Here is a 19,988-nt window from a genome sequence, read left to right on the forward strand (position 1 = left end):
CGATGTCGGGCACCCGCGCCCAGCGCCTGGCCGGCCGGCGGACCGAGCGGCGGCGTGCCGCCCGGCGCGGTGCCATGGTCGCCGCCGCCTCCGTCGTGGTCGCGATCGGCACCGCGGCCGGCCTGCTCTCCGCGGCCGGCGACGGCGGCTCCGACGCGGCGCGACCGGAGGTGACCGGCACCCCCAGGCTGCACCCGCTGCCCGCCGTGCCGTCGGCCTCCCCCTCGCCCACGTCCGCCTCGCCCTCCGCCACCCCGGCGAAGAAGCCGAGGGCGAAGGCGTCGCCCTCGCCCTCGCCCACGGCGCGGGAGCGGCGGGCGGCGCCGGCGTCCACCCGGCTCTACCGCCACCCGGAGTCCCGGGTGCTGGACTGGGTGCGGGCCAACCCGGACGACCCGCGGCGCGCGGTCATCGAGTCCCGGATCGGCGCGCAGCCGGCGGCGGTGTGGTTCGCCGACTACTCCCCGGACACCGTCACCGCACGGGTGCGGTCGGTCACCTCGGGCGGAGCCGCCCGGGGACGGGTGCCCGTGCTGGTGCCGTACGCGATACCCGACCGGGACTGCGGCGGGCACTCGCAGGGCGGCGCGCCCGACCTCGACGCCTACGACCGCTGGATCGACCGGTTCGCGGCCGGGCTGGGCAGCGGCGAGGTCGTCGTCGTCCTGGAGCCGGACTCGGTGGCGCAGGCCGAGTGCCTGTCGGCGGGGGCACGGGCCGACCGCTTCGCCTCGCTGGCCCGGGCGGGACGCGTGGTGAAGCAGGCCAACCCCCGGGCCCGGGTCTACTTCGACGCCGGACACTCGGGCTGGCACCCGCCGGCCCGGCAGGCCACCTGGCTGCGGCAGGCCGGTGCCGCCTCGGCCGCCTCCTCCGACGGCATCTTCAGCAACGTCTCCAACTTCCACAGCACCGCCGACGAGATCGCCTACGACCGCCGGGTGCTCGACGCCCTCGGCGGCTCGGGGCTCGGGGCGGTCATCGACACCAGCCGCAACGGCGCCGGTGCCCCCGCCGACGGCGAGTGGTGCGACCCGGCCGGACGCAAGCTCGGCCGGGCCCCCACCCTCGACACCGGCGAGGCCGGGATCGACGCCTACCTCTGGGTGAAGCTGCCGGGGGAGTCCGACGGGTGCCGGGGGACGCCCGGCACGTTCACGGCGTCGTACGCCTACGACTTGGCGCGCTGAGTGTCCCCGCCCCCGGCGTCCGGGTCGTCCCCGGACCCGCCGTCGGCGGTCTCCGTGTAGGAGGACGTGCCCTCGTCGAGCAGCGGCTCCTGCGTCTTCAGGTGCGGCGGGGCGAAGGCGCGCAGCGCGTGGTAGCCGGTGATGACGACGACGGTGCCCAGGGCGATGCCGCTCAGCGAGAAGGTGTCGGTGAACTCCATCGTCACGTTGCCGACGCCGATGATGATGCCCGCGGCGGCCGGGACCAGGTTCAGCGGATTGCGCAGGTCCACCTTGGCGTTGATCCAGATCTGGGCGCCGAGCAGACCGATCATGCCGTACAGGATGACGGTGATGCCGCCCAGCACCCCGCCCGGGATCGCCGCCACGACCGCGCCGAACTTCGGGCAGAGCCCGAACAGCAGGGCGAACAGGGCGGCGGCCCAGTAGGCGGCGGTGGAGTAGACGCGGGTCGCGGCCATCACGCCGATGTTCTCGGAGTAGGTGGTGGTCGGCGGGCCGCCGGCGGCGGTGGACAGCATCGAGCCGACGCCGTCGGCGGAGATGGCGGTGCCCAGCTTGTCGTCGAGGTCGTCGCCGGTCATCTCGCCGACCGCCTTGACGTGCCCGGCGTTCTCCGCGATCAGGGCGATCACCACCGGCAGCGCGACCAGGATCGCGGACCACTCGAAGGACGGGGCGTGCAGCGTGGGCAGCCCGATCCAGTCGGCCTGGCCGACCCCGGACAGGTCCAGCCGCCAGTGGTCGGTGACCTCGCCGCTCCCGTCGGCCGAGTGGATCTTCCCGAAGACGCGGTCCAGCGCCCAGGACAGGACGTAGCCGAAGACCAGGCCCAGGAAGATCGCGATCCGGGACCAGAAGCCGCGCAGGCACACCACCGCGAGCCCGGTGAACAGCATGACGAACAGGGCGGTCCACTGGTCCTGCGGCCAGTAGGTGGACGCGGTGACCGGCGCCAGGTTGAAGCCGATCAGCATCACCACCGCGCCCGTGACGACCGGCGGCATCGTCGCGTGGATGATCCGCGCCCCGAAGCGCTGCACGGCGAGCCCGACCAGGAACAGCGCGGCACCCACGACGAACACGGCACCCGTGACGGTGGCGCTGGAGCCGCCCTGCGCCCGGATCACCGCGGCGACGCCGACGAAGGACAGCGAGCACCCCAGGTAGCTGGGCACCCGGCCGCGGGTCGCCAGCAGGAAGACCATCGTCGCGACCCCGGACATCATGATGGCCAGGTTCGGGTCCAGCCCCATGAGGACCGGGGCGACGAACGACGCACCGAACATGGCGACGACGTGCTGGGCGCCGAGTCCGGCGGTGCGGGGCCAGGAGAGCCGTTCGTCGGGGCGGACCACCGCACCGGGGGCGGGGGTGCGCCCGTCACCGTGCAGTCTCCAGCGGACGCCGAGATCCATGGGGTGTCGCTTTCGTTCGTACGTACAGCGGGTCCGGACCATTGTGAGGGCCGGAAAGGAGTGCTCAGGACGGCGCGGCGGGGTTCTCGCAGCCAGGCTGAGCGTCTGCTTAGGATGGTCCGGTGCCGCTTATCGCTGTATGCGGCATTGATCCCGCACGCCCCAGGAGCACCACTGTGACTGTCGAAGCCCCGCCCGCCCCCACCGCTGTCCCCTACGGGCTGCTGATGCCCGCCACCGTCCACTTCGACGACCTCGACGCGCTGGGCCTGATGCACAACTCCCGCTACCCGCTGCTGGTCGAGCGGGCCTGGTCGGCGTACTGGGAGCGGCACGGCATCCGCTTCGCCGGTGACTGGACGGCGGCCGGTGACGCCTGCAACGCGGTCAAGGAACTGCGGATCACCTACGAGGCGCCGGTGGCCCGGGCCGGCACCTACGCCGTCCACCTGTGGCTGGAGCGGCTGGGCCGGACCGGACTGACCTACGGCTTCCGCGTCTGCTCGGCGGACGGCACGGTCACCTACGCGCGCGGCAGCCGCGTGCTGGTCCGGCTGGACGCGGCGACGCTCCGCCCGACGCCGTGGACCGGGGACTTCAGGGCCGCGGCCCGGGAACTGCTGCCGCCGGACGCGTGACCTTCGTGCGGTCGCCCGCCCGCAGCACGCCGGCGAGCCCCGCGACACCGCACGACAGGACCGTGACCACCGCGAACGACACCATCAGGCTGGTCGCCTGGGCCACCAGGCCGATCGCGCTGGGGGCGACCAGGCCCGAGGTGTAGGTGATGGTCGCGACGCCCGCGATGGCCAGGCTCGGGTTGCTGCCGCTGCGGCCCGCGGCGGCGAAGCACAAGGGGACCACGACCGCGATGCCCAGACCGGTCAGCGCGAAGCCCGCCATGGCCGTGGCGGGGTGGTCCGCCAGGACGATCAGCAGACCGCCGAGCACCGCGAGGGTCCCGCTCGCCCGGACCGTGCGCACCGCGCCGAAGCGGTCCACCACCCGGTCCCCGGCGATCCGCGCGATCGCCATGGTGAGCGTGAACCCCGTGGTGCAGGCGGCGGCCAGGCCCGCCGAGGCGTCCATCCGGTCGCGCAGGTAGACCGCCGACCAGTCCAGGCTCGCGCCCTCCGCGAACACCGCGCAGAAGCCGATCGCGCCGATCAGCAGGGCCGAGCGGGGCGGCAGCGCGAACCGCGGGGGCGGGTCCTCGTCCGCGGCCGGCTGCAGGTCGAGCACCCAGCGGCAGGCGGCGACGCCCAGCGCCGTCAGCACGGCGGCGGCCAGCAGGTGGTGCAGCCGGGCGTCCGCGCCGAGGTGGGCGGCGAGCGCCCCGGCCGCCGAGCCGACGAGGGCTCCGGCGCTCCACATCCCGTGCAGGCCCGACATGATCGACCGGTCCAGCCGGTTCTCCACCTCCACGCCGAGCGCGTTCATCGCCACATCGGACATGCCGGCCGTGGCGCCGTAGACGAACAGCGCCAGGCAGAGCGTGACCATGTCCGGGGCGAGGGACGGCAGCACGAGGGACACCGTCCACAGGGCGAGCAGCCCGCGCAGCGCGGCACGGGCGCCGAAGCGGTGGCTGACGCGCCCGGTGACCGGCATCGCGAGCGACGCCCCGAGGGCGGGGAAGGCGAGCGCCAGGCCCAACTGCCCGGCGCTCACCCCGGCGTGGTCCTGGATCCACGGCACGCGGGTGGCGAACGAGCCCGTGACCGCGCCGTGCACCGCGAACACCGCGGCCACGGCGTACCGGGCCCTCCTCAGCTCCTGCCCCCTGTGCTCTTTCCGCTGTCCGTGCACCCCTGGACCCATGTCATGCCCCCTCCGGCCGTTCCCGCGCCGTCTGCGCCGTCCACGCCGTCTCCGTCATCTGCGGTAAATTATCAGGAACCCTGCCTGATAGATAAGTGGGTTTCCGGAACGGCCGTCATCCCGAGGTCCGGCCGCCCCCGCCGATCTGGGAGGATCCCGGCATGGCCGCTTCACCGAGCACCGCTCGCGCCATCAACGACCGGCTCGCGCTGCGCCTGCTTCAGCGCGAGGGCCCGCTGACCGCGGGCCGGCTGAAGGAACTCACCGGGCTGTCCCGCCCGACCGTCGCCGACCTCGTCGAGCGCCTCACCGCCGCCGGACTGATCACGGTCACCGGGGAGGCCGGCGAACTGCGGCGCGGGCCGAAGGCCAAGCTCTACGGCATCGTCGCCGACCGGGCGCACCTGGCCGCGCTCGACGTGCGCACCGAGGGCCTCGCCGTGGTCGTCTCCGACCTCGTCGGGCAGGTCCTGGCCCGCGCCGCCGCCCCGATCACCGGCGACACCGCGACCGGACCGGCCGTGGAGCGGGCGGTGACGCTGGTCGAGCGGACCGTGAAGGAGGCGGGCGTCGAACGGCTGCACACGGTCGGCATCGGCGCCCCCGGCCTCATCGACCCCGCGACGGGCGAACTGCGCGACAGCACCGGTCTGCCCGCATGGCACCGCCGGCTGGTCGCCGCCCTCCAGGAGCGCCATCCCGGCACCCGGGTCAGCGTCGGCAACGAGACCAACCTCGCCGCCCTGGCCGAACAGCGCGAGGGCGCCGCCCGGGACCGGGACACCTTCGTCCTGCTGTGGCTCGGACACGGCACCGGCGCCGCCGTGATCCTCGACGGCGTACTGCGCCGGGGCGCCTCCGGCGGCACGGGGGAGATCGGCTTCCTGCCGGTCCCGGGCACCGACGGCCTCCCCTCGGCGACCGACTGCGCGGGCGGCTTCCACTCCCTGGCCGGGGCGTCGGCGGTCGCGGCCCTCGCCGCGGAGCACGGCGTGGTCGCGGAGCCGGGCGCCGAACCGGCCGCGGCGCCGGCGGTACGGGCGGCCGTGCGGCAGGTGGAGGCCACCGGGGGCCCGGCCCGGGAGTCGGGCGCCCACCGCTTCCTGGACGCCCTGGCCGACCGCGTCGTGGTGGGCGTGGCGTCCACCGTGGCGGTGCTGGACCCGGGGTGCGTGGTGCTGGGCGGCGAGATCGGGCAGGCGGGCGGCGAGCCGCTGGCCGCCCGGGTGCGGGACCGCCTGGCCCGGATGTCACCGCTGCCGACCGAGGTGCGCCCCGGAACGCTGGGCGACGAGGCCGTGCTCCAGGGTGCCCTGCTGACGGCGCGCGACCACGCCCAGGACGAACTGTTCGGCGCGCAGCCGGGGCAGGCGGCGGGGGAGCGCGGACCCGTCCGCCAGGGGAGGGCCTGACCGCGGGGGGAGCGCGGACCCGTCCGCCGGGGACGGTGCGAGCCGCGCGGTGACGACGGCGCCACCCCCCCGGCGGCGGATGCCGTCGCCGGCGGACCGCGGACACTGCCGGCGGCCCCGGGCGGCTCTCCCGGTGCTCCGGTCGCCCGGTGCCGGTGGCCCCGGCGGTCACGACGTGCCCTGTTCCGGGCGGCCGGGTGGCGGCCGGTCCGGACGCCATGTTCCGTCAACTACCAGCCCTGGTACGCGAGCTGACGCCCTGTCAGTCACGCAGTGCCGCCGCGCCCTCCCGCCGGGCAGCCAGGAACTCCTCGAAGGTGCGCGTGCCCACCGCGTGGTCCGGCGCCAGGTGTCCCCCCGCGCGGAACGCCCGGTAGGCGGCGCCCCGGAGCGGCACCTTCACCACCGCGCGGCGGCGGCCCGCGACGCGGAGGTAGGAGCGCAGGAGCGAGTCCATCGTCCGGATCTCCGGGCCGCCCATGTCGGCCACCCGCCCCGCCGGCGCCTCCTGGGCCAGCTCGCACAGCCGGTCCGCGACCTCGGTGACCTCGACCGGCTGGTCCTTCACCCGGGCCGGGAGCGGCACGACCGGCAGCCGGGACACCCCCTGGAAGACCGTGAGCAGCAGGTCGTGGAACTGGGTGGCCCGCAGCACCGTCCAGCCGATGCCGGACTCCTCGACGAGCCGTTCCACCGCCAGCTTCGACCGGTAGTAGCCGAACGGCACCCGGTCCACGCCCACGATCGAGATGTAGACGAGGTGCGCCACGCCGGCCCGCCGGGCCGCCGTGATCAGGTTCCGTGCGGCCTGCTCGTCCCCGCCGCGCGGGGAGGTGGCGCAGTGGACGACCGTCTCCACACCCGCGACCGCCGCGTCCAGGGAGCTGCCGCCCCGGCGCAGGTCGACGGAGTAGGGCACGGCGTGCCGGCTGAGCACCCGTACGTCGTGCCCCCGTGCGCGCAGCCGCTCGGTCACGGGCCGGCCGAGCGCTCCGGTCCCTCCGGTCACCAGGATCGTGGTCATGCTGTTCCGTCCTTTCGGAGACCGGGCGCCCCGTGCGGGGCACCCTCACCGGGGAGGACGGGCGGGTGCCACGGAAGGTGACACCGCCCGGCGGCGTACCGGGTCCAGCTTGAGGGACCGGGACCGCAGGCGCACACGCGGCCGGCCGGAACGCGCCCGCCGCGCGGCACCATGGGGTGCGCCGCGCGGCGGGCTGCGGCGGCGCCCAGGGTGTGTTTCGCTCCGGGGCGCGCCGTGGTGAGGCCCGGCGGCGGGCAAGGGCCGTCGTCACCGCCGCCGGGCCGGTCCGGTGGGCGGTCAGCAGGCTCCCTGGTCCCGCCAGGCGCCCCACTGGCCTGTGGTGCCGGGCTCCTCGCCCTGCGTCCACCACTGGGCCTTCCAGACGTGCCCGTCGTGCGCGACCACGCTGCCGCCGCCGTACGCCGTGGAAGCGTCCCAGGCCGGGTCGGTGCAGTCGCCGGGCTCACCGGGCTCCCCGGGCTCGCCGGGCGGGGTCGTGGGCGGGTCGGTGGGGGTGCCGCCGCCCGGTTCGACGACGGTGGTGCCGCGGGCCAGGTCACCGGCCAGGGCGTAGGTCTTCCCGCCGAACGTGACCGTCCAGTTCGACGGCGTGGACACCGGCAGGTAGTAGACGAAGTCCAGCTCCACCGAGTCGCCCGGTGCCAGCGACTGCCAGGCCGGCAGCTTCAGCGACACCCGGTGGTGGTCGCCCTTCAGGCCGCCCACGTTGTCCCCGGTGTGGTCCGAGCTGATCACCGTGGTGCCCCAGCCGGACTGGTCCTTGGCGTTGCCCGGCGCGGAGGTGGCGTAGTCGAACCGGAACTCCGTGCCGCCGGGCAGGGCCGTCGAGGTGTTGTTGGTGATCTTCAGCTTGGGGCTGATCGGGTAGTTGGAGTCGCCGAGCGGGAACTGGCCGAAGTCGACGTCGATGTCCAGAGCGTCCGACGGCATCTCGGTGGTGGCCCGGGTCGCCCCGTAGGGGGCGGCGGACCGGAACTTCTCGTACATCGCGGTGGTCAGCGTCGAGCCCGGCTCGTACTGGCCCGTGGCCGCGTTCCAGTCGTAGTCGCCGGCCAACTCCCACACCATGGTGCCGCCGATGCCGCGGTCCACGACGTAGTCGGCCTTGGCCTTCACGGACTGCTCGTCCTCGGTGGACAGGAAGACCTTCTTCTCGGCGTTCCACAGCCAGGGCGCGACCAGGGTGGAGTCGTACTTGCGGGCGTAGGTGCCGGTCAGCTGCGTGTCGGCGGGGAAGCCGTAGTCGGTGAGGTAGTCCCCGACGACGCCCTTCTCCAGGTTCTTGGCGTGCCACATCGGGTTGGACCCGGCGGGCGACTCCTCGCCGTCGTCGTCCAGGTCGTGCCAGAGGTTGTCGATGCCGGTGGCGCCGTCGCCGCACTTGGTCAGCCCGGATCCGGCGGGGCAGTCCGTCGAGGGGGCCTTGCCCCACAGGCCGTCGGTGCCGCCGGTGACGTTCTTGAACCCGCGGGTGTAGTACGGCAGGCCGATGTTGATGCGGCCGGCCGGCATCGAGCCCCGGAAGTAGTGGTAGGCCCAGTCGGTGTTGAGATAGCCGATCCCGCCGTACTGGGACGTCGTGTAGACGCCCGAGGCAGCCAGCTCGGCGTCCTTGCCGTCGTCGAAGAGCGAGGCGTTCGGACCGACGTACTCGTTCCAGGCGCCGTGCAGGTCGTAGGACATGATGTTGACGTAGTCCAGGTACTTCTGGACCTGGAAGGTCTCCATGCCGCGCAGCAGGTAGCCGGAGGAGGGGGCCGCCACCGTCAGCAGGTAGTGCCTGCCGTCCTCCTCGCCCGCGCGGTCCAGCTTCTCGCGCAGGGTCTTCATCAGCGCCGCGTAGCCCTTGACCAGGCCGGCCCGGCGGGCGTTGGCGAAGGACCAGTCGAGCGGATTGCCCGCGTCCTTCATCGTGGTCGGGTACTCGTAGTCGATGTCGAGCCCGTTGAAGCCGTACGTGCGCAGGAAGTCGACCGCCGAGTCGGCGAACGTGTCGATGCCGGCGTGGTTGACCGAGCCGTCGGCGTTGGTGGCCATGGAGTAGAAGCCGCCGGAGTCCACCCGGTCGCCGTCGGCGTCGAAGTAGCCGCCCGTCTCGGCCCAACCGCCCACCGAGATCAGCGTCTTGACGTCGGGGTGCTGCTTCTTGAACTTCGTCAGCAGGTTGAAGTGGCCCTTGTAGGGCAGCGCCGGGTCCATCTCGGCGCCGGACACGCCCGGCCAGGTCATCCCGGTCGCCGGGTTGGTGGCGCCGTCCGCACCGACGGAGAGCTTGTTGCCCTTGTCGACGTGGGCGAACGCGTAGTTGATGTGGGTGATCTTCTCCCACGGGATGTCGGACGCCAGGTACGAGGGCTTCCCGTCCTTGCCGGTGCGCCAGCCGGTGAAGTAGCCGATCACCCGGCGCTGGTGGTCGTCGCCCATGCGTTCCCGCCCGGCCGAGTCGTAGACCGAGCAGTAGGGGACGTCCACCCCGGGCGTCCGGTACAGCCCGTCGGGGCGACAGGACTCCTGGTCGGCGGCGTGGGAGACGGTGGCGGGAAGGGCGGCGAGCAGTAGGCCCGCGACGGCGGCCGCGGAGGCGAGCAGGGCAGGTCTCGCCCCGGGGCGTGAGGGGGACGGCACAGTCGGTTCCTCTCCACTGAAGGTGGCGCAGAATCTAAGAGGACTAGACCAAAGCGTCAATAGGTATGGACCAATTCGACGGGGTGTCAGGCGCGTGGACGGCGTGCGGAGTTCGCTTCCCCGTGCGCCCCTCTCCCGGCCCGGACCCGCCTCGGGCGCGGCGGGTCCGTCACGTTCGGCGCGCCGGAGACCACGGGTTGTGAGCCACTCCACACCGGCCGCCTGTATGGACCGCGGAGGGTCATGGCACACTGGCCCTGTACCAGTAGCAGCGCACTCCGGGGTCGGTGAAAGTCCGAACCGGCGGTTACAGTCCGCGACCCGGTCGCCTCCAGCGGCCGGTTGACCAGGTGAAATTCCTGGACCGACGGTTAAAGTCCGGATGGGAGGCAGTGCGCGGCGGGCGGGCATCCATGCGCGCCGCCGTACCGGTCCGTCCTCGCGGCGGACTCCGTCCGGCGTCGCCCCCGGTGTCCTCGCCCGTACGATCTGTCGTCATCGGCAGCCCCGGAGTCCGTGCCCGAAGAGGCAGGAGGACCCGGGAAGTGTTCACCGGAATCGTCGAAGAGCTGGGCGAGGTCACCGCCGTCGAGACCCTCGACGACGCCTGCCGCTTCCGGCTGCGCGGCCCCGTCGTCACCCAGGACGCGAAGCACGGGGACTCCATCGCCGTCAACGGCGTCTGCCTCACCGTCGTCGAGCACGAGGGCGACGAGTTCACCGCCGACGTGATGGCCGAGACCCTCAACCGCTCCAGCCTCGGCGCCCTCGCCGTCGGCTCCCGGGTGAACCTCGAACGCCCCATGGCCCTCGGCGCGCGCCTCGGCGGACACATCGTGCAGGGCCACGTCGACGGCACCGGCGAGATCCTCGAACGCAAGCCCTCCGAGAACTGGGAACTGGTCCGGATCTCGCTGCCCGCCGACCTCGCCCGCTACGTCGTCGAGAAGGGCTCCATCACCGTCGACGGCATCAGCCTCACCGTCGTCGACGCCGGACCCGACTTCTTCACGGTCAGCCTCATCCCGACCACCCTCGACCTGACCACGCTTGGCCTCAAGCAGCCCGGCGACCCCGTCAACCTCGAGGTGGACGTCATCGCCAAGTACGTCGAGCGCATGATCGGCGACCGGGCCCTCGGCAAGGAGGACGGGCGGTGAACTGGCTCAACTCCGAGGCGTTCACCGTCCTCGGCCAGCACATCAAGTGGTCCGACATGATCGGCAACGTGATCGGCCTGCTGGCCCTCGCGCTCGGCTGGCGCCGCTCCCTGTGGACCTGGCCCGCCCAGTTCCTCTCCGGCCTGATCCTCTTCGCCGCCTTCGCCACCGCCCACCTCTCCGGCAGCGCCGGCAAGCAGATCGTCGTCATGCTCGTCGCCGCCTGGGGGTTCGCGCAGTGGAACCGCGGCCGGCAGCAGGCCCAGGACGGCTCCATCGCCGTCCGCTTCGCCACCGGCCGCGAACGCCTCCTCCTGGCGGGCGCCGCCGCCGCCGGCACCCTGGCCGTCGGCGGACTGTTCACGCTCTACCCGTCCCTGTCCTGGGACCCCTGGCCGGACGCCTACATCTTCGTCGGCACCATCGTCGCCATGTACGCGCAGGCCCGCGGCATGGTCGAGTTCTGGTTCGCCTGGCTGCTGGTCGACCTCGTCGGCGTCCCGCTGAACTTCGCCAACGGCTTCGCCTTCTCCGGTTTCGTCTACATCATCTACGGCGCGCTGGTCCTGTGGGGCCTGCGCGACTGGTGGCTGCGGTCCCGCGAGGACGTGCGGCCCGCCCTGGAAGGAGCGCCGGCATGAGCGCCGTCCCGTCACGCGTCACCGCCCTCGACGAGGCCGCCCCGCCGCAGCGGACCCCGGCGGCCGGCCGCCGGACCGCACCGCCGGTCCTGCCCGGCCTCGACGGAGCCGAGGACCTCGCCCTCGACCCGGTCGAGCAGGCCGTCGCCGACATCGCGGCCGGCCGCCCGGTCGTCGTCGTCGACGACGAGGACCGCGAGAACGAGGGCGACCTCGTCATCGCCGCCGAGATGGCCACCCCCGAGATCGTCGCGTTCATGATGAGCGAGTGCCGCGGCCTGATCTGCGCTCCCATGGAGGGCGACGAACTGGACCGCCTGCGGCTGCCGCAGATGGTCGACGACAACACCGAGTCGATGAAGACCGCCTTCACGGTCTCCGTCGACGCCTCCGCCGCCCACGGCGTCACCACCGGCATCTCCGCCGCCGACCGCGCCACCACCCTCCGCCTCCTGGCGGGCGGCACCGCCGAACCGTCCGACCTGGTCCGTCCCGGGCACATCTTCCCGCTGCGCGCCCGCCCCGGCGGCGTCCTGGTCCGCAACGGCCACACCGAGGCCGCCGTCGACCTCGCCCGCCTCGCCGGACTGCGCCCGGCCGGCGCGATCGTCGAGATCGCCGGCGAGGACGGCAGCATGCTGCGGCTGCCCGAACTGGTCCCCTTCGCCCGCAAGCACGGACTGACGATCATCTCCATCGAGGACCTCATCGCCTACCGCCGCAGCGCCGAACCCGTCGTCCGCCGCGAGGCCGAGGTCCGCCTGCCCACCGCGCACGGCACGTTCACCGCGCACGGCTACCGCTCCACCGCCGACGGGGTCGAGCACGTCGCCCTGGTCCACGGCGACCTCGGCGACGGCGAGGACGTCCTGGTGCGGATCCACTCCGAATGCCTCACCGGAGACGTCTTCGGCTCCCAGCGCTGCGACTGCGGGCCCCAGCTGGACGCCTCCCTGGCCCGCATCCAGGCCGAGGGCCGGGGCGTCGTCGTCTACCTGCGCGGCCACGAGGGACGCGGCATCGGCCTGATGTCCAAGCTGCGCGCCTACGAACTCCAGGAACGCGGCCGGGACACCCTCGACGCCAACCTCGAACTCGGCCTGCCCGCCGACGCCCGCGACTACGGCGCCGGCGCCCAGATCCTCGCCGACCTCGGCGTGCGCCGGGTCCGCCTGATGACCAACAACCCCGACAAGGCCGACGCGCTCGTGCGCCACGGCATCGCCGTCACCGCCCGTGAGCCGATGCCCGTCACCGCGAGCGAGCACAACCTCCGCTACCTGCGCACCAAGCGGGACCGGATGGGCCACGACCTGCCCTGGCTGGACGCACCGACCGTGCCGGCCTGCGGCAACCAGTAAGCGAAACACCGAGGAGAGACGTGAGCGGCAAGGGTGCACCGGAACTGTCCGTACGCGACGTGGGGGACCTGCGGGTCGCCGTCATCGCCGCGCAGTGGCACGAGAAGGTGATGGACGGACTGGTCGACGGCGCCCTGCGCGCCCTGCACGACCTCGGCATCGACGAGCCGACCCTGCTGAGGGTCCCCGGCAGCTGGGAACTCCCGGTCGTCGCCAAGGTCCTCGCCGGACGCGGCTACGACGCGGTCGTCGCCCTCGGCGTCGTCATCCGGGGCGGCACCCCCCACTTCGACTACGTGTGCCAGGGCGTCACCCAGGGCCTGACCCAGGTCTCGGTCGACACCGGCGTGCCCGTCGGCTTCGGCGTCCTCACCTGCGACACCGAGGAGCAGGCCCTGGACCGTGCCGGACTGCCCGGGTCCAGCGAGGACAAGGGGCACGAGGCCGTCACCGCCGCGGTGGCGACCGCCGCCTGCTTGCGTTCGGTATCCGAACCCTGGCGGTGAGCAGGGCCCGACAGCGCGTAGGGTAAGGACCACCATGTCCAAGAAGACGTTCGAGGAGCTCTTCACCGAGCTCCAGCACAAGGCCGCCCACGGCGACCCCGCCACCTCCCGCACGGCCGAACTGGTGGACAAGGGCGTCCATGCCATCGGCAAGAAGGTCGTCGAAGAGGCCGCCGAGGTCTGGATGGCCGCCGAGTACGAGGGCAAGGAAGCGGCAGCCGAGGAGATCTCCCAGCTGCTGTACCACGTCCAGGTGATGATGGTCGCCCGCGGCATCTCCCTCGACGACGTCTACGCCCACCTCTGATCGCCCGCACGCCCCCACCACCCCGACACCGCGAAGGAAGCCGACCTCATGCTGCGCATCGCCCTCCCCAACAAGGGTTCACTGTCCGGCCCTGCGGCGGAGATGCTGCATGAGGCCGGCTACCAGCAGCGCCGCGAGACCAAGGAACTGCGGGTCGTCGACCCGACGAACGAGGTGGAGTTCTTCTACCTCCGCCCGCGCGACATCGCCATCTACGTCTCCTCCGGCCGCCTCGACATCGGCATCACCGGACGGGACCTGCTCGTCGACTCCGGCGCCCGCGCCGAGGAGATCCTGCCCCTCGGGTTCGCCCGTTCCACGTTCCGCTTCGCCACCCGCCCCGGCACCGCGAACGGCGTCACCGACCTGACCGGCATGACCATCGCCACCTCCTACGAGGGCATCGTCGCCCGGCACCTGGAGGAGAAGGGCATCGACGCCTCCGTCGTCCACCTCGACGGCGCCGTGGAGACCGCCATCGAACTCGGTGTCGCGGAGGTCATCGCCGACGTCGTGGAGACCGGCACCTCGCTGCGCAACGCGGGCCTGCAGGTCATCGGCGAGCCCATCATGACGTCCGAGGCGGTCGTCATCCGCCGTTCCGGGGCGGCCGACGAGCCCGACGGCACCGTCGAGCCCAAGGTGCAGCAGTTCCTGCGCCGCCTCCAGGGCGTCCTGGTGGCCCGCACCTACGTGATGATGGACTACGACTGCCGGGTCGAACAGCTGGAGAAGGCCGTGGCCCTGACCCCGGGCCTGGAGTCCCCGACGGTGTCCCCGCTGCACAACGAGGGCTGGGTCGCCGTCCGCGCCATGGTCCCCTCCAAGGAGGCCCAGCGCATCATGGACGACCTCTACGACATCGGGGCGCGGGCCATCCTGACCACGGCCATCCACGCCTGCCGCCTCTGACCGGGCCGGGAGCGAGACCATGTCGGCTGCCACCCCGTCCGGGACGCCCGCCCTGCCCGTCACCTTCCGCCCCGGCCGCACCCGCGCGGTGCTGCTCACCATGGGTGTGGCGATCTTCGTCGCCGTCAGCCTGATCGGCGTCCTCCTCACCCAGCTGGGGCCGGGCGAACGCCTCAGCTTCGTGTTCACCGGCGCCCTGCTGGGCGGCGTGCTGTACCTGCTGGCCCGCCCCCGGGTGGAGTGCGACGAGACGGGCGTCACCGTCGTCAACATCGTCACCCGCCGCCGCCTGGAGTGGCCGGAGATCATCCAGGTCCACCTCCGCCCCGGCGACCCCTGGGTCTTCCTCGACCTCAGCGACGGCACCAGCCTGCCCGCCCTCGGCATCCAGCCGGGCATCGCCAAGCAGCACGCCATCGCCGACGCCCGCGCGCTGCGCGCCCTGGCCGCCGCCCACTCCACGGCCGGCCCCGACGCGCCCCGCGGCTGACCGGGGCTCCCACCGCACACCCACGGGCGAGGCCCCGTGCCCGGCACCCGTGGGCACGGGACCGCGCCCACGGTCGGCGCGCCCGCACCACGGCCCGCCCGGTACCCCTTACGGGGGCGGCCCGCCCGCAGAGGAGGGACCCGTCCGGATGCCTGAGCCGGCACCCCTCCGGGGCGGGCCGTCCGCACATCCGGGACCCGTCCGGATCCCTGAGCCGGCACCCCTCCGGGACGGCCGCCCGCACATCGGGGACCCGTCCGGGTCCCTCACCCTGCCGCTGCCGCCCCGGTCCCGATTAATCTGGTGGACGCGGGCGTGACGACCACGCCCGCGCCCCTGCCGCCCGCCCGGCGCGCCAGGGGCTTCCTGCGACCCGAGGAGTGACTCCCTCCGGCGATGGACGGATCGTCTGGCAGTACCTGCGCCGCCCCCTCCCGACATAGCGCCGGCCGGCTCCGCCCGGTCCGCGTCCCACGGGAGGCGGTGGCATCGTGACCACCCCCCTGCTGCTTCTGGCAGCCGCCCTCCTGCTGATCCTCGCCAACGGCTTCTTCGTGGCCGCCGAGTTCGGCCTCGTCACCGTCGAGCGACCCGACGCCGAACGGGCCGCCGCGAACGGTGACCGGCGCGCCCGCCGCGTCGTCGCCTCGTTGAAGGAGCTGTCCTTCCAGCTCTCCGGCACCCAGCTCGGCATCACCCTCACCTCCCTGGTCGTCGGCATGCTCGCCGAACCGGCCCTCGCCCGGCTGCTGCACGGCCCGGTCACCTCCCTCGGCGTCCCCGCCGGCGCGGTGTCCGGCATCTGCGTGATCGTCGGCGTGCTGCTGGCCTCCGCCGTGCAGATGGTGATCGGTGAACTCGTGCCGAAGAACTGGGCCGTCTCCCGCCCGCTGCAGGTCGCCCGCTTCGTCGCCGGCCCGCAGTACGTCTTCGCCCGCCTCCTCCGCCCGGTCATCGCCGGACTGAACGCCGTGGCCAACCGCCTGGTGCGCCTCTTCGGCATCGAGCCGGCCCAGGAGCTGGCCTCCGCGCGCTCCCCGGGCGAACTGGTCTCCCTGGCGCGGCACTCCGCCCGGGCCGGCGCCCTGGAAGAGGACACCGCCGACCTCTTCGTCCGCACCCTGTCCCTGGCGGACCTGACCGCACAGCACGTGATGACGCCACGTGTGAAGGTGAGCGCCCTGCAGTCCTCGGCCACCGCCCAGGACGTCGTCAACCTCACCCGGGCCACCGGTCTGTCCCGCTTCCCGGTCTACCGCGAGCGGATCGACGAGGTGACCGGCCTGGTCCACCTCAAGGACGCGCTGGCCGTGCCCGCCCGCGACCGGCTCCGCACCCCCGTCGACACCCTCGCCCGTCCCCCGCTGCTCGTCCCCGAGACCCTGCCCGTGCCGGCCCTGCTGGCCCGGCTGCGCAGCGAGCAGCCCATCGCCGTGGTCGTCGACGAGTACGGCGGCACCGCCGGGGTCGTCACCCTGGAGGACATCGTGGAGGAGATCGTCGGCGAGGTCCGTGACGAGCACGACGACCCGGACGCCCCCCAGCTCACCGCGGCCCCGCCGCAGGACGGCAACCCCGCCTGGGACGTCGACGGCGGCGTCCGTGTCGACCTGCTGCGGCGCATCGGCCTGGAGACGCCCGACGGGCCCTACGAGACCGTCGCCGGACTGGTGGCCGACCGGCTCGGCCGCATCCCCGCCGTCGGGGACCACGTCGACCTGCCCGGCTGGCGGCTGTCCGTGCGCCGGGTCGGCCACTACCGCGCCGACCGCGTCCGCCTGGTCAGAACCGCGCCCCTGCCGCTGGTGGAGGCCGTGGGATGAGCGCCCTCCACCTCCTGTTCGCCGCCCTGCTGGTGCTCGCCAACGGCTTCTTCGTCGGCGCCGAGTTCGCCCTCGTCTCCGTACGGCGCAGCCAGATCGAACCGCTCGGCACGGCCCGCGCCCGCCGGGTCCTGCACGGGCTGGAACACCTGCCGCAGATGATGGCGGCGGCCCAGTTCGGCATCACGGTCTGCTCCCTGACGCTCGGTGCGATCGCCGAACCCACGGTGGCCCGCCTGCTGGAGCCCGTCTTCACCTGGATCCACCTGCCGGACGGCCTGGTGCACCCGCTCGGCTACGTCATCGCGCTCGCCGCGGTGGTCTTCTTCCACCTGGTCGTCGGGGAGATGCTGCCGAAGAACCTCGCACTGGCGGCCCCCGAGAAGGCCGCGCTGTGGCTCGGCCCCGGACTGGTCCGGTTCGCCCGCCTGTGCCGGCCGGTCACGGCCGCGCTCGGCGCCTGCTCGGCGGCCGTGCTGCGGCTGTTCCGCGTCGAGCCGAAGGACGAGGTGGAGGCCGTCTTCACCAGCGAGCAGCTCAACCGTCTGGTGAAGCACTCCGGCCGGGCCGGCCTGCTCGACCCGGAGGCGGCCGAACGCCTGGAGGACGCCCTCCGGCTGGGCTCCCGCCCGGTGACGGACGTCCTGCTGGAGTCCGCCTCACTGGTGACCGTGCCCCCGGCCGTCACCCCCGCCCGCGTGGTCGAGCTCACCGCCCGCACGGGCTACTCACGCTTCCCCGTCGCCGCCGAGGACGGGAGCGCCTTCCTGGGCTACCTGCACGTCAAGGACGTCCTCGACCTGGAGGACGACGAGCGTCCGGTGCCGCGCCGGCTGTGGCGGCCCATGACCACCCTGCGCTGCGACGTGCCGCTGGACGACGCCCTCACGGTGATGCGCCGCGCCGCCGGCCACCTGGCCCAGGTCGCCGACGCCTCCGGCCGGGTGCTGGGCCTGGTCGCCCTGGAGGACGTCCTGGAGGTGCTGGTCGGAGAGGTCCACGACCCCGCCCACCGGGGGCTGCCCGAGGTGCGGCTGACCGAGCCGCGCGTCGGCGGCGCACCGGAACAGGCCCTGGCGACCTAGCCCTGGTGACCAAGTGCCGCAACAGCACCAGGCGACGTCTGCCCCGTCGCGACGCCCGGCCCGCACGTCCCGCACCGCCCGACAGTCCGAGTACGTCCGGTACGAGGGCTCCCGTCCGGCACACCGGTAGCACGCACCGGCCGCCGCTCCTCGACGGGCAGACGTCGCCTGCCGCGGCACCAGCTGTGTTGATCAGCAGGGCGGCCTGCGGCCGGGCCGACCGGAACCACCGGGGTCCCGGACGGCGGTACGCGTCCCGCCGTCCGGGGGTGGGGCGCGGAGGAAGTGCGCCGCCGGCGGGACGTCACCGGCCCGGCGGGTCCTGCGGGCTGCGGCCCGACAGGACCTCCCCGTACGCCTGCATCAGGTCCGGCAGCCGCAGAGTCGCCAGGTCGTCGCGGGTCAGCGTGCCCGGCACGGTGGACAGCCGCAGGTCGCGGTAGGCGCAGCTCTTCTCGTACAGGGTGCGCAGGAAACGCCCGTTGCCCAGCTCGTCGATCCACTGCTGGTCGACCACGTGACCGGCGATGGAGCGCAGCTCCTCCAGCGCCTCCTCGTCCCACACGTCCCCGTTGTCGGCGGCGAGCACCTTGCCGATCTCGGTGAGCTCCAGCGGCCGGTACGACGGGAAATCGACACGGGTGGTGAAGCGGGAGGACAGCCCCGGGTTGGCCGTCAGCAGCCGGTCCATGCCCTCCGGGTAGCCGGCCAGGATCACCACCAGGTGGTCGCGGTTGTCCTCGGCGCGCTTGAGCAGCACCTGGAGGGCCTCGTCGCCGTACGCGTCGCCCTTGCCGTACCCGGAGTTGGACAGCGAGTACGCCTCGTCGACGAACAGGACGCCGCCGAGCGCGGAGTCGATCAGCTCGTTGGCCTTCACCGCCGTCTGCCCCAGGTACTCGCCGACCAGGTCGGCGCGCTGTGCCTCCACGAGGTGGTCGCCGCCGAGCAGCCCGAGGGCGTAGAACACCCGGCCCAGGATGCGGGCCACCGTGGTCTTGCCGGTGCCGGACGGGCCGGAGAAGACGAAGTGCCGTTTGGGCGGCTGCACCGGCAGCCCCTGCCCGGCCCGCAGCCGTGCCATGTTCAGCTGCGCCGACAGCGCCTTGACCTGGCGCTTGACCGGCTCCAGGCCCACCATGCGCTCCAGTTCGGCGAGGGCCTCCTCCAGTAACGCCGGGTCGGTGGGCCCCGTGGGCAGCGGCACCGGCGGCGCGCCGGCCCGCTCCCGCACCGGGGCGCCGGACAGCGGTGGCAGCGTGGCGGGCGGCGGCTCCGGGTCCGACAGCCGCAGGTCCCGGCCCTCCGCGCCGAACAGCGGGTCGAGGGTGTCGGGCAGGTCCACCGCGTCCTGTCCCGCGCCGGCGAGGGTGACGGCGGCCAGGCCCGCGTCGTCGTAGCCGTCCCCCTCGGAGATCGCCGCGAGCCGTGCCGAGGTGTCCATGAACGCCGGGTCGACCCGGTGCACCGCCCGGTACAGGGGGAGCGCGGCGGCGCTGCGGCCGGTCCCCTCGTGCGCCCGGGCCAGCCAGTAGCGCAGCTCCTTGCGCTGCGGCTGCTCGCTGCGGCAGCGCATCAGGGCCGCGGACAGCAGGGGCTCGGCCTGCCCGTACATCTCCAGCCGGACCCGGGCCATACCGCCGAACAGGCCCGCCTCGATGCCGAGCACGGGGTCGGCGAGCAGCGGATCGGTGTGCCGGACCAACTGCTCCCAGTCCTTGACCAGATAGGCCCGGCAGGCGTGCAGGAAACGGATCTGTGGCTCGGTGTCCACCGGAGGCAGTCCGGCGAGCGCCCGGTCCAGCTCGGGGACGTGGCGGCCGTCGAGCCAGTGGGAGGCGTGCGCCAGCAGCAGGTCACGCGGGCTCTCCAGCACCGGCTGCACCCACCACCCCAGCCAGTACCAGGAGTTGAGCGTGCGCCGGTGCCGGGTGCGCTGTTCGCCGAAGCGGTCCCGGTGGCGGAACATGCGCAGCAGGGCGGTCGTCGTGTCGATCCGGAGCGCGTGCAGCCCGAGCCAGCCGTCGGCCATCGCGGGGTCGATGCGCACCGCGTTCCGGAACTCCTCCTCCGCCTGCGGATACGCGCCCATGGTGTAGGCGTCCACGCCGCGCAGCCAGGCCAGGTCGGCCGGGGCCTGCGGGCCCTGCGTGCCGAAGTCCATCGCGTCCCCCACGAACCGTGCCCCCGTC

General features: G+C 73.5%; 17 protein-coding genes and 1 riboswitch. Of the genes, 12 read left to right on the forward strand and 5 right to left on the reverse strand.

The features are described from left to right. Positions 1 to 74 precede the first annotated feature (74 nt). Complete coding sequence (locus AB0F01_RS12530; RefSeq protein ID WP_362093584.1) at positions 75 to 1,190, forward strand: glycoside hydrolase family 6 protein; 1,116 nt, start codon at positions 75 to 77, stop codon at positions 1,188 to 1,190. Here the strand turns inward: AB0F01_RS12530 and AB0F01_RS12535 are convergent. Next, positions 1,172 to 2,608: a solute carrier family 23 protein gene (locus AB0F01_RS12535; RefSeq protein WP_362093398.1), complete on the reverse strand. Its 1,437-nt coding sequence runs from the start codon at positions 2,606 to 2,608 to the stop codon at positions 1,172 to 1,174. The two genes, AB0F01_RS12530 and AB0F01_RS12535, sit on opposite strands and share 19 nt — an antisense overlap. 176 nt (positions 2,609 to 2,784) lie before the next feature. Between AB0F01_RS12535 and AB0F01_RS12540 the strand changes: the two genes are divergently transcribed. Continuing rightward, a complete protein-coding gene (locus AB0F01_RS12540) occupies positions 2,785 to 3,246 on the forward strand; it encodes a hotdog domain-containing protein (protein ID WP_362093400.1) in 462 nt (153 codons plus the stop codon). Here AB0F01_RS12540 and AB0F01_RS12545 read toward each other — a convergent pair. Further along, positions 3,206 to 4,429, reverse strand: a complete 1,224-nt coding sequence (locus AB0F01_RS12545; RefSeq protein WP_362093402.1) for an MFS transporter — start codon at positions 4,427 to 4,429, stop codon at positions 3,206 to 3,208. The two genes, AB0F01_RS12540 and AB0F01_RS12545, sit on opposite strands and share 41 nt — an antisense overlap. Before the next feature lie 161 nt (positions 4,430 to 4,590). Here AB0F01_RS12545 and AB0F01_RS12550 point away from each other — a divergent pair, with 161 nt between their 5' ends. Further along, complete coding sequence (locus AB0F01_RS12550) at positions 4,591 to 5,841, forward strand: ROK family transcriptional regulator (protein ID WP_362093404.1); 1,251 nt, start codon at positions 4,591 to 4,593, stop codon at positions 5,839 to 5,841. A 262-nt stretch (positions 5,842 to 6,103) separates the two neighbouring features. Here the strand turns inward: AB0F01_RS12550 and AB0F01_RS12555 are convergent, their stop codons facing one another. Beyond that, positions 6,104 to 6,865 (reverse strand): NAD(P)H-binding protein, encoded by a 762-nt coding sequence (locus AB0F01_RS12555; protein ID WP_362093407.1) that lies wholly within the window; start codon positions 6,863 to 6,865, stop codon positions 6,104 to 6,106. A gap of 297 nt (positions 6,866 to 7,162) precedes the next feature. After that, positions 7,163 to 9,511, reverse strand: a complete 2,349-nt coding sequence (locus AB0F01_RS12560) for a chitinase C-terminal domain-containing protein (protein ID WP_362093410.1) — start codon at positions 9,509 to 9,511, stop codon at positions 7,163 to 7,165. A gap of 269 nt (positions 9,512 to 9,780) precedes the next feature. Next, positions 9,781 to 9,911: riboswitch (FMN riboswitch) on the forward strand. A 145-nt stretch (positions 9,912 to 10,056) separates the two neighbouring features. Between AB0F01_RS12560 and AB0F01_RS12565 the strand changes: the two genes are divergently transcribed. The 9 genes from AB0F01_RS12565 (at position 10,057) to AB0F01_RS12605 (ending at position 17,796) form a co-directional block, all read left to right on the forward strand. Continuing rightward, positions 10,057 to 10,671, forward strand: a complete 615-nt coding sequence (locus tag AB0F01_RS12565) for a riboflavin synthase (RefSeq protein WP_362093413.1) — start codon at positions 10,057 to 10,059, stop codon at positions 10,669 to 10,671. Beyond that, positions 10,668 to 11,312: a nicotinamide mononucleotide transporter family protein gene (locus AB0F01_RS12570; protein ID WP_362093415.1), complete on the forward strand. Its 645-nt coding sequence runs from the start codon at positions 10,668 to 10,670 to the stop codon at positions 11,310 to 11,312. The genes AB0F01_RS12565 and AB0F01_RS12570 overlap by 4 nt, the downstream gene beginning before the upstream one ends. Then, the gene (locus tag AB0F01_RS12575) at positions 11,309 to 12,673 is read left to right on the forward strand and encodes a bifunctional 3,4-dihydroxy-2-butanone-4-phosphate synthase/GTP cyclohydrolase II (protein WP_362093418.1); all 1,365 of its coding nucleotides are present in this window, start codon (positions 11,309 to 11,311) and stop codon (positions 12,671 to 12,673) included. Before AB0F01_RS12570 ends, AB0F01_RS12575 begins: the two co-directional genes overlap by 4 nt. Before the next feature lie 20 nt (positions 12,674 to 12,693). After that, the gene (gene ribH, locus AB0F01_RS12580; RefSeq protein ID WP_164346024.1) at positions 12,694 to 13,179 is read left to right on the forward strand and encodes a 6,7-dimethyl-8-ribityllumazine synthase; all 486 of its coding nucleotides are present in this window, start codon (positions 12,694 to 12,696) and stop codon (positions 13,177 to 13,179) included. 34 nt (positions 13,180 to 13,213) lie between these two features. Next, positions 13,214 to 13,486, forward strand: coding sequence for a phosphoribosyl-ATP diphosphatase (locus AB0F01_RS12585; protein WP_004990764.1), 273 nt, complete (start codon positions 13,214 to 13,216; stop codon positions 13,484 to 13,486). Positions 13,487 to 13,534: 48 nt separating this feature from the next. Beyond that, positions 13,535 to 14,398: an ATP phosphoribosyltransferase gene (gene hisG / locus AB0F01_RS12590; protein ID WP_362093421.1), complete on the forward strand. Its 864-nt coding sequence runs from the start codon at positions 13,535 to 13,537 to the stop codon at positions 14,396 to 14,398. Positions 14,399 to 14,417: 19 nt separating this feature from the next. After that, complete coding sequence (locus tag AB0F01_RS12595; protein ID WP_362093424.1) at positions 14,418 to 14,888, forward strand: PH domain-containing protein; 471 nt, start codon at positions 14,418 to 14,420, stop codon at positions 14,886 to 14,888. Between the two features lie 491 nt (positions 14,889 to 15,379). After that, positions 15,380 to 16,711 carry a hemolysin family protein gene (locus tag AB0F01_RS12600; RefSeq protein WP_362093427.1) on the forward strand — a complete coding sequence of 444 codons (1,332 nt, stop codon included), beginning with the start codon at positions 15,380 to 15,382 and terminating at the stop codon, positions 16,709 to 16,711. After that, positions 16,708 to 17,796, forward strand: a complete 1,089-nt coding sequence (locus tag AB0F01_RS12605; RefSeq protein WP_362093429.1) for a hemolysin family protein — start codon at positions 16,708 to 16,710, stop codon at positions 17,794 to 17,796. Before AB0F01_RS12600 ends, AB0F01_RS12605 begins: the two co-directional genes overlap by 4 nt. Positions 17,797 to 18,100: 304 nt before the next feature. On the opposite strand, the gene AB0F01_RS12610 is transcribed toward AB0F01_RS12605, so the two are convergent. Next, complete coding sequence (locus AB0F01_RS12610) at positions 18,101 to 19,960, reverse strand: AAA family ATPase (protein ID WP_362093587.1); 1,860 nt, start codon at positions 19,958 to 19,960, stop codon at positions 18,101 to 18,103. Positions 19,961 to 19,988: the final 28 nt, after the last annotated feature.

The organism is Streptomyces sp. NPDC029526, from assembly GCF_040637405.1.
GTDB lineage: Bacteria > Actinomycetota > Actinomycetes > Streptomycetales > Streptomycetaceae > Streptomyces.

Bases quoted from the DNA above. Each gene is read 5' to 3' on its own strand.
- AB0F01_RS12610 (WP_362093587.1), bottom strand. From the start codon at position 19,960: ATGGACTTCGGCACGCAGGGCCCGCAGGCCCCGGCCGACCTGGCCTGG.
- AB0F01_RS12555 (WP_362093407.1), bottom strand. From the start codon at position 6,865: ATGACCACGATCCTGGTGACCGGAGGGACCGGAGCGCTCGGCCGGCCC.
- AB0F01_RS12605 (WP_362093429.1), top strand. From the start codon at position 16,708: ATGAGCGCCCTCCACCTCCTGTTCGCCGCCCTGCTGGTGCTCGCCAAC.
- AB0F01_RS12530 (WP_362093584.1), top strand. From the start codon at position 75: ATGGTCGCCGCCGCCTCCGTCGTGGTCGCGATCGGCACCGCGGCCGGC.
- AB0F01_RS12545 (WP_362093402.1), bottom strand. From the start codon at position 4,429: ATGGGTCCAGGGGTGCACGGACAGCGGAAAGAGCACAGGGGGCAGGAG.
- AB0F01_RS12575 (WP_362093418.1), top strand. From the start codon at position 11,309: ATGAGCGCCGTCCCGTCACGCGTCACCGCCCTCGACGAGGCCGCCCCG.
- AB0F01_RS12550 (WP_362093404.1), top strand. From the start codon at position 4,591: ATGGCCGCTTCACCGAGCACCGCTCGCGCCATCAACGACCGGCTCGCG.
- hisG (WP_362093421.1), top strand. From the start codon at position 13,535: ATGCTGCGCATCGCCCTCCCCAACAAGGGTTCACTGTCCGGCCCTGCG.
- AB0F01_RS12535 (WP_362093398.1), bottom strand. From the start codon at position 2,608: ATGGATCTCGGCGTCCGCTGGAGACTGCACGGTGACGGGCGCACCCCC.
- AB0F01_RS12595 (WP_362093424.1), top strand. From the start codon at position 14,418: ATGTCGGCTGCCACCCCGTCCGGGACGCCCGCCCTGCCCGTCACCTTC.
- AB0F01_RS12585 (WP_004990764.1), top strand. From the start codon at position 13,214: ATGTCCAAGAAGACGTTCGAGGAGCTCTTCACCGAGCTCCAGCACAAG.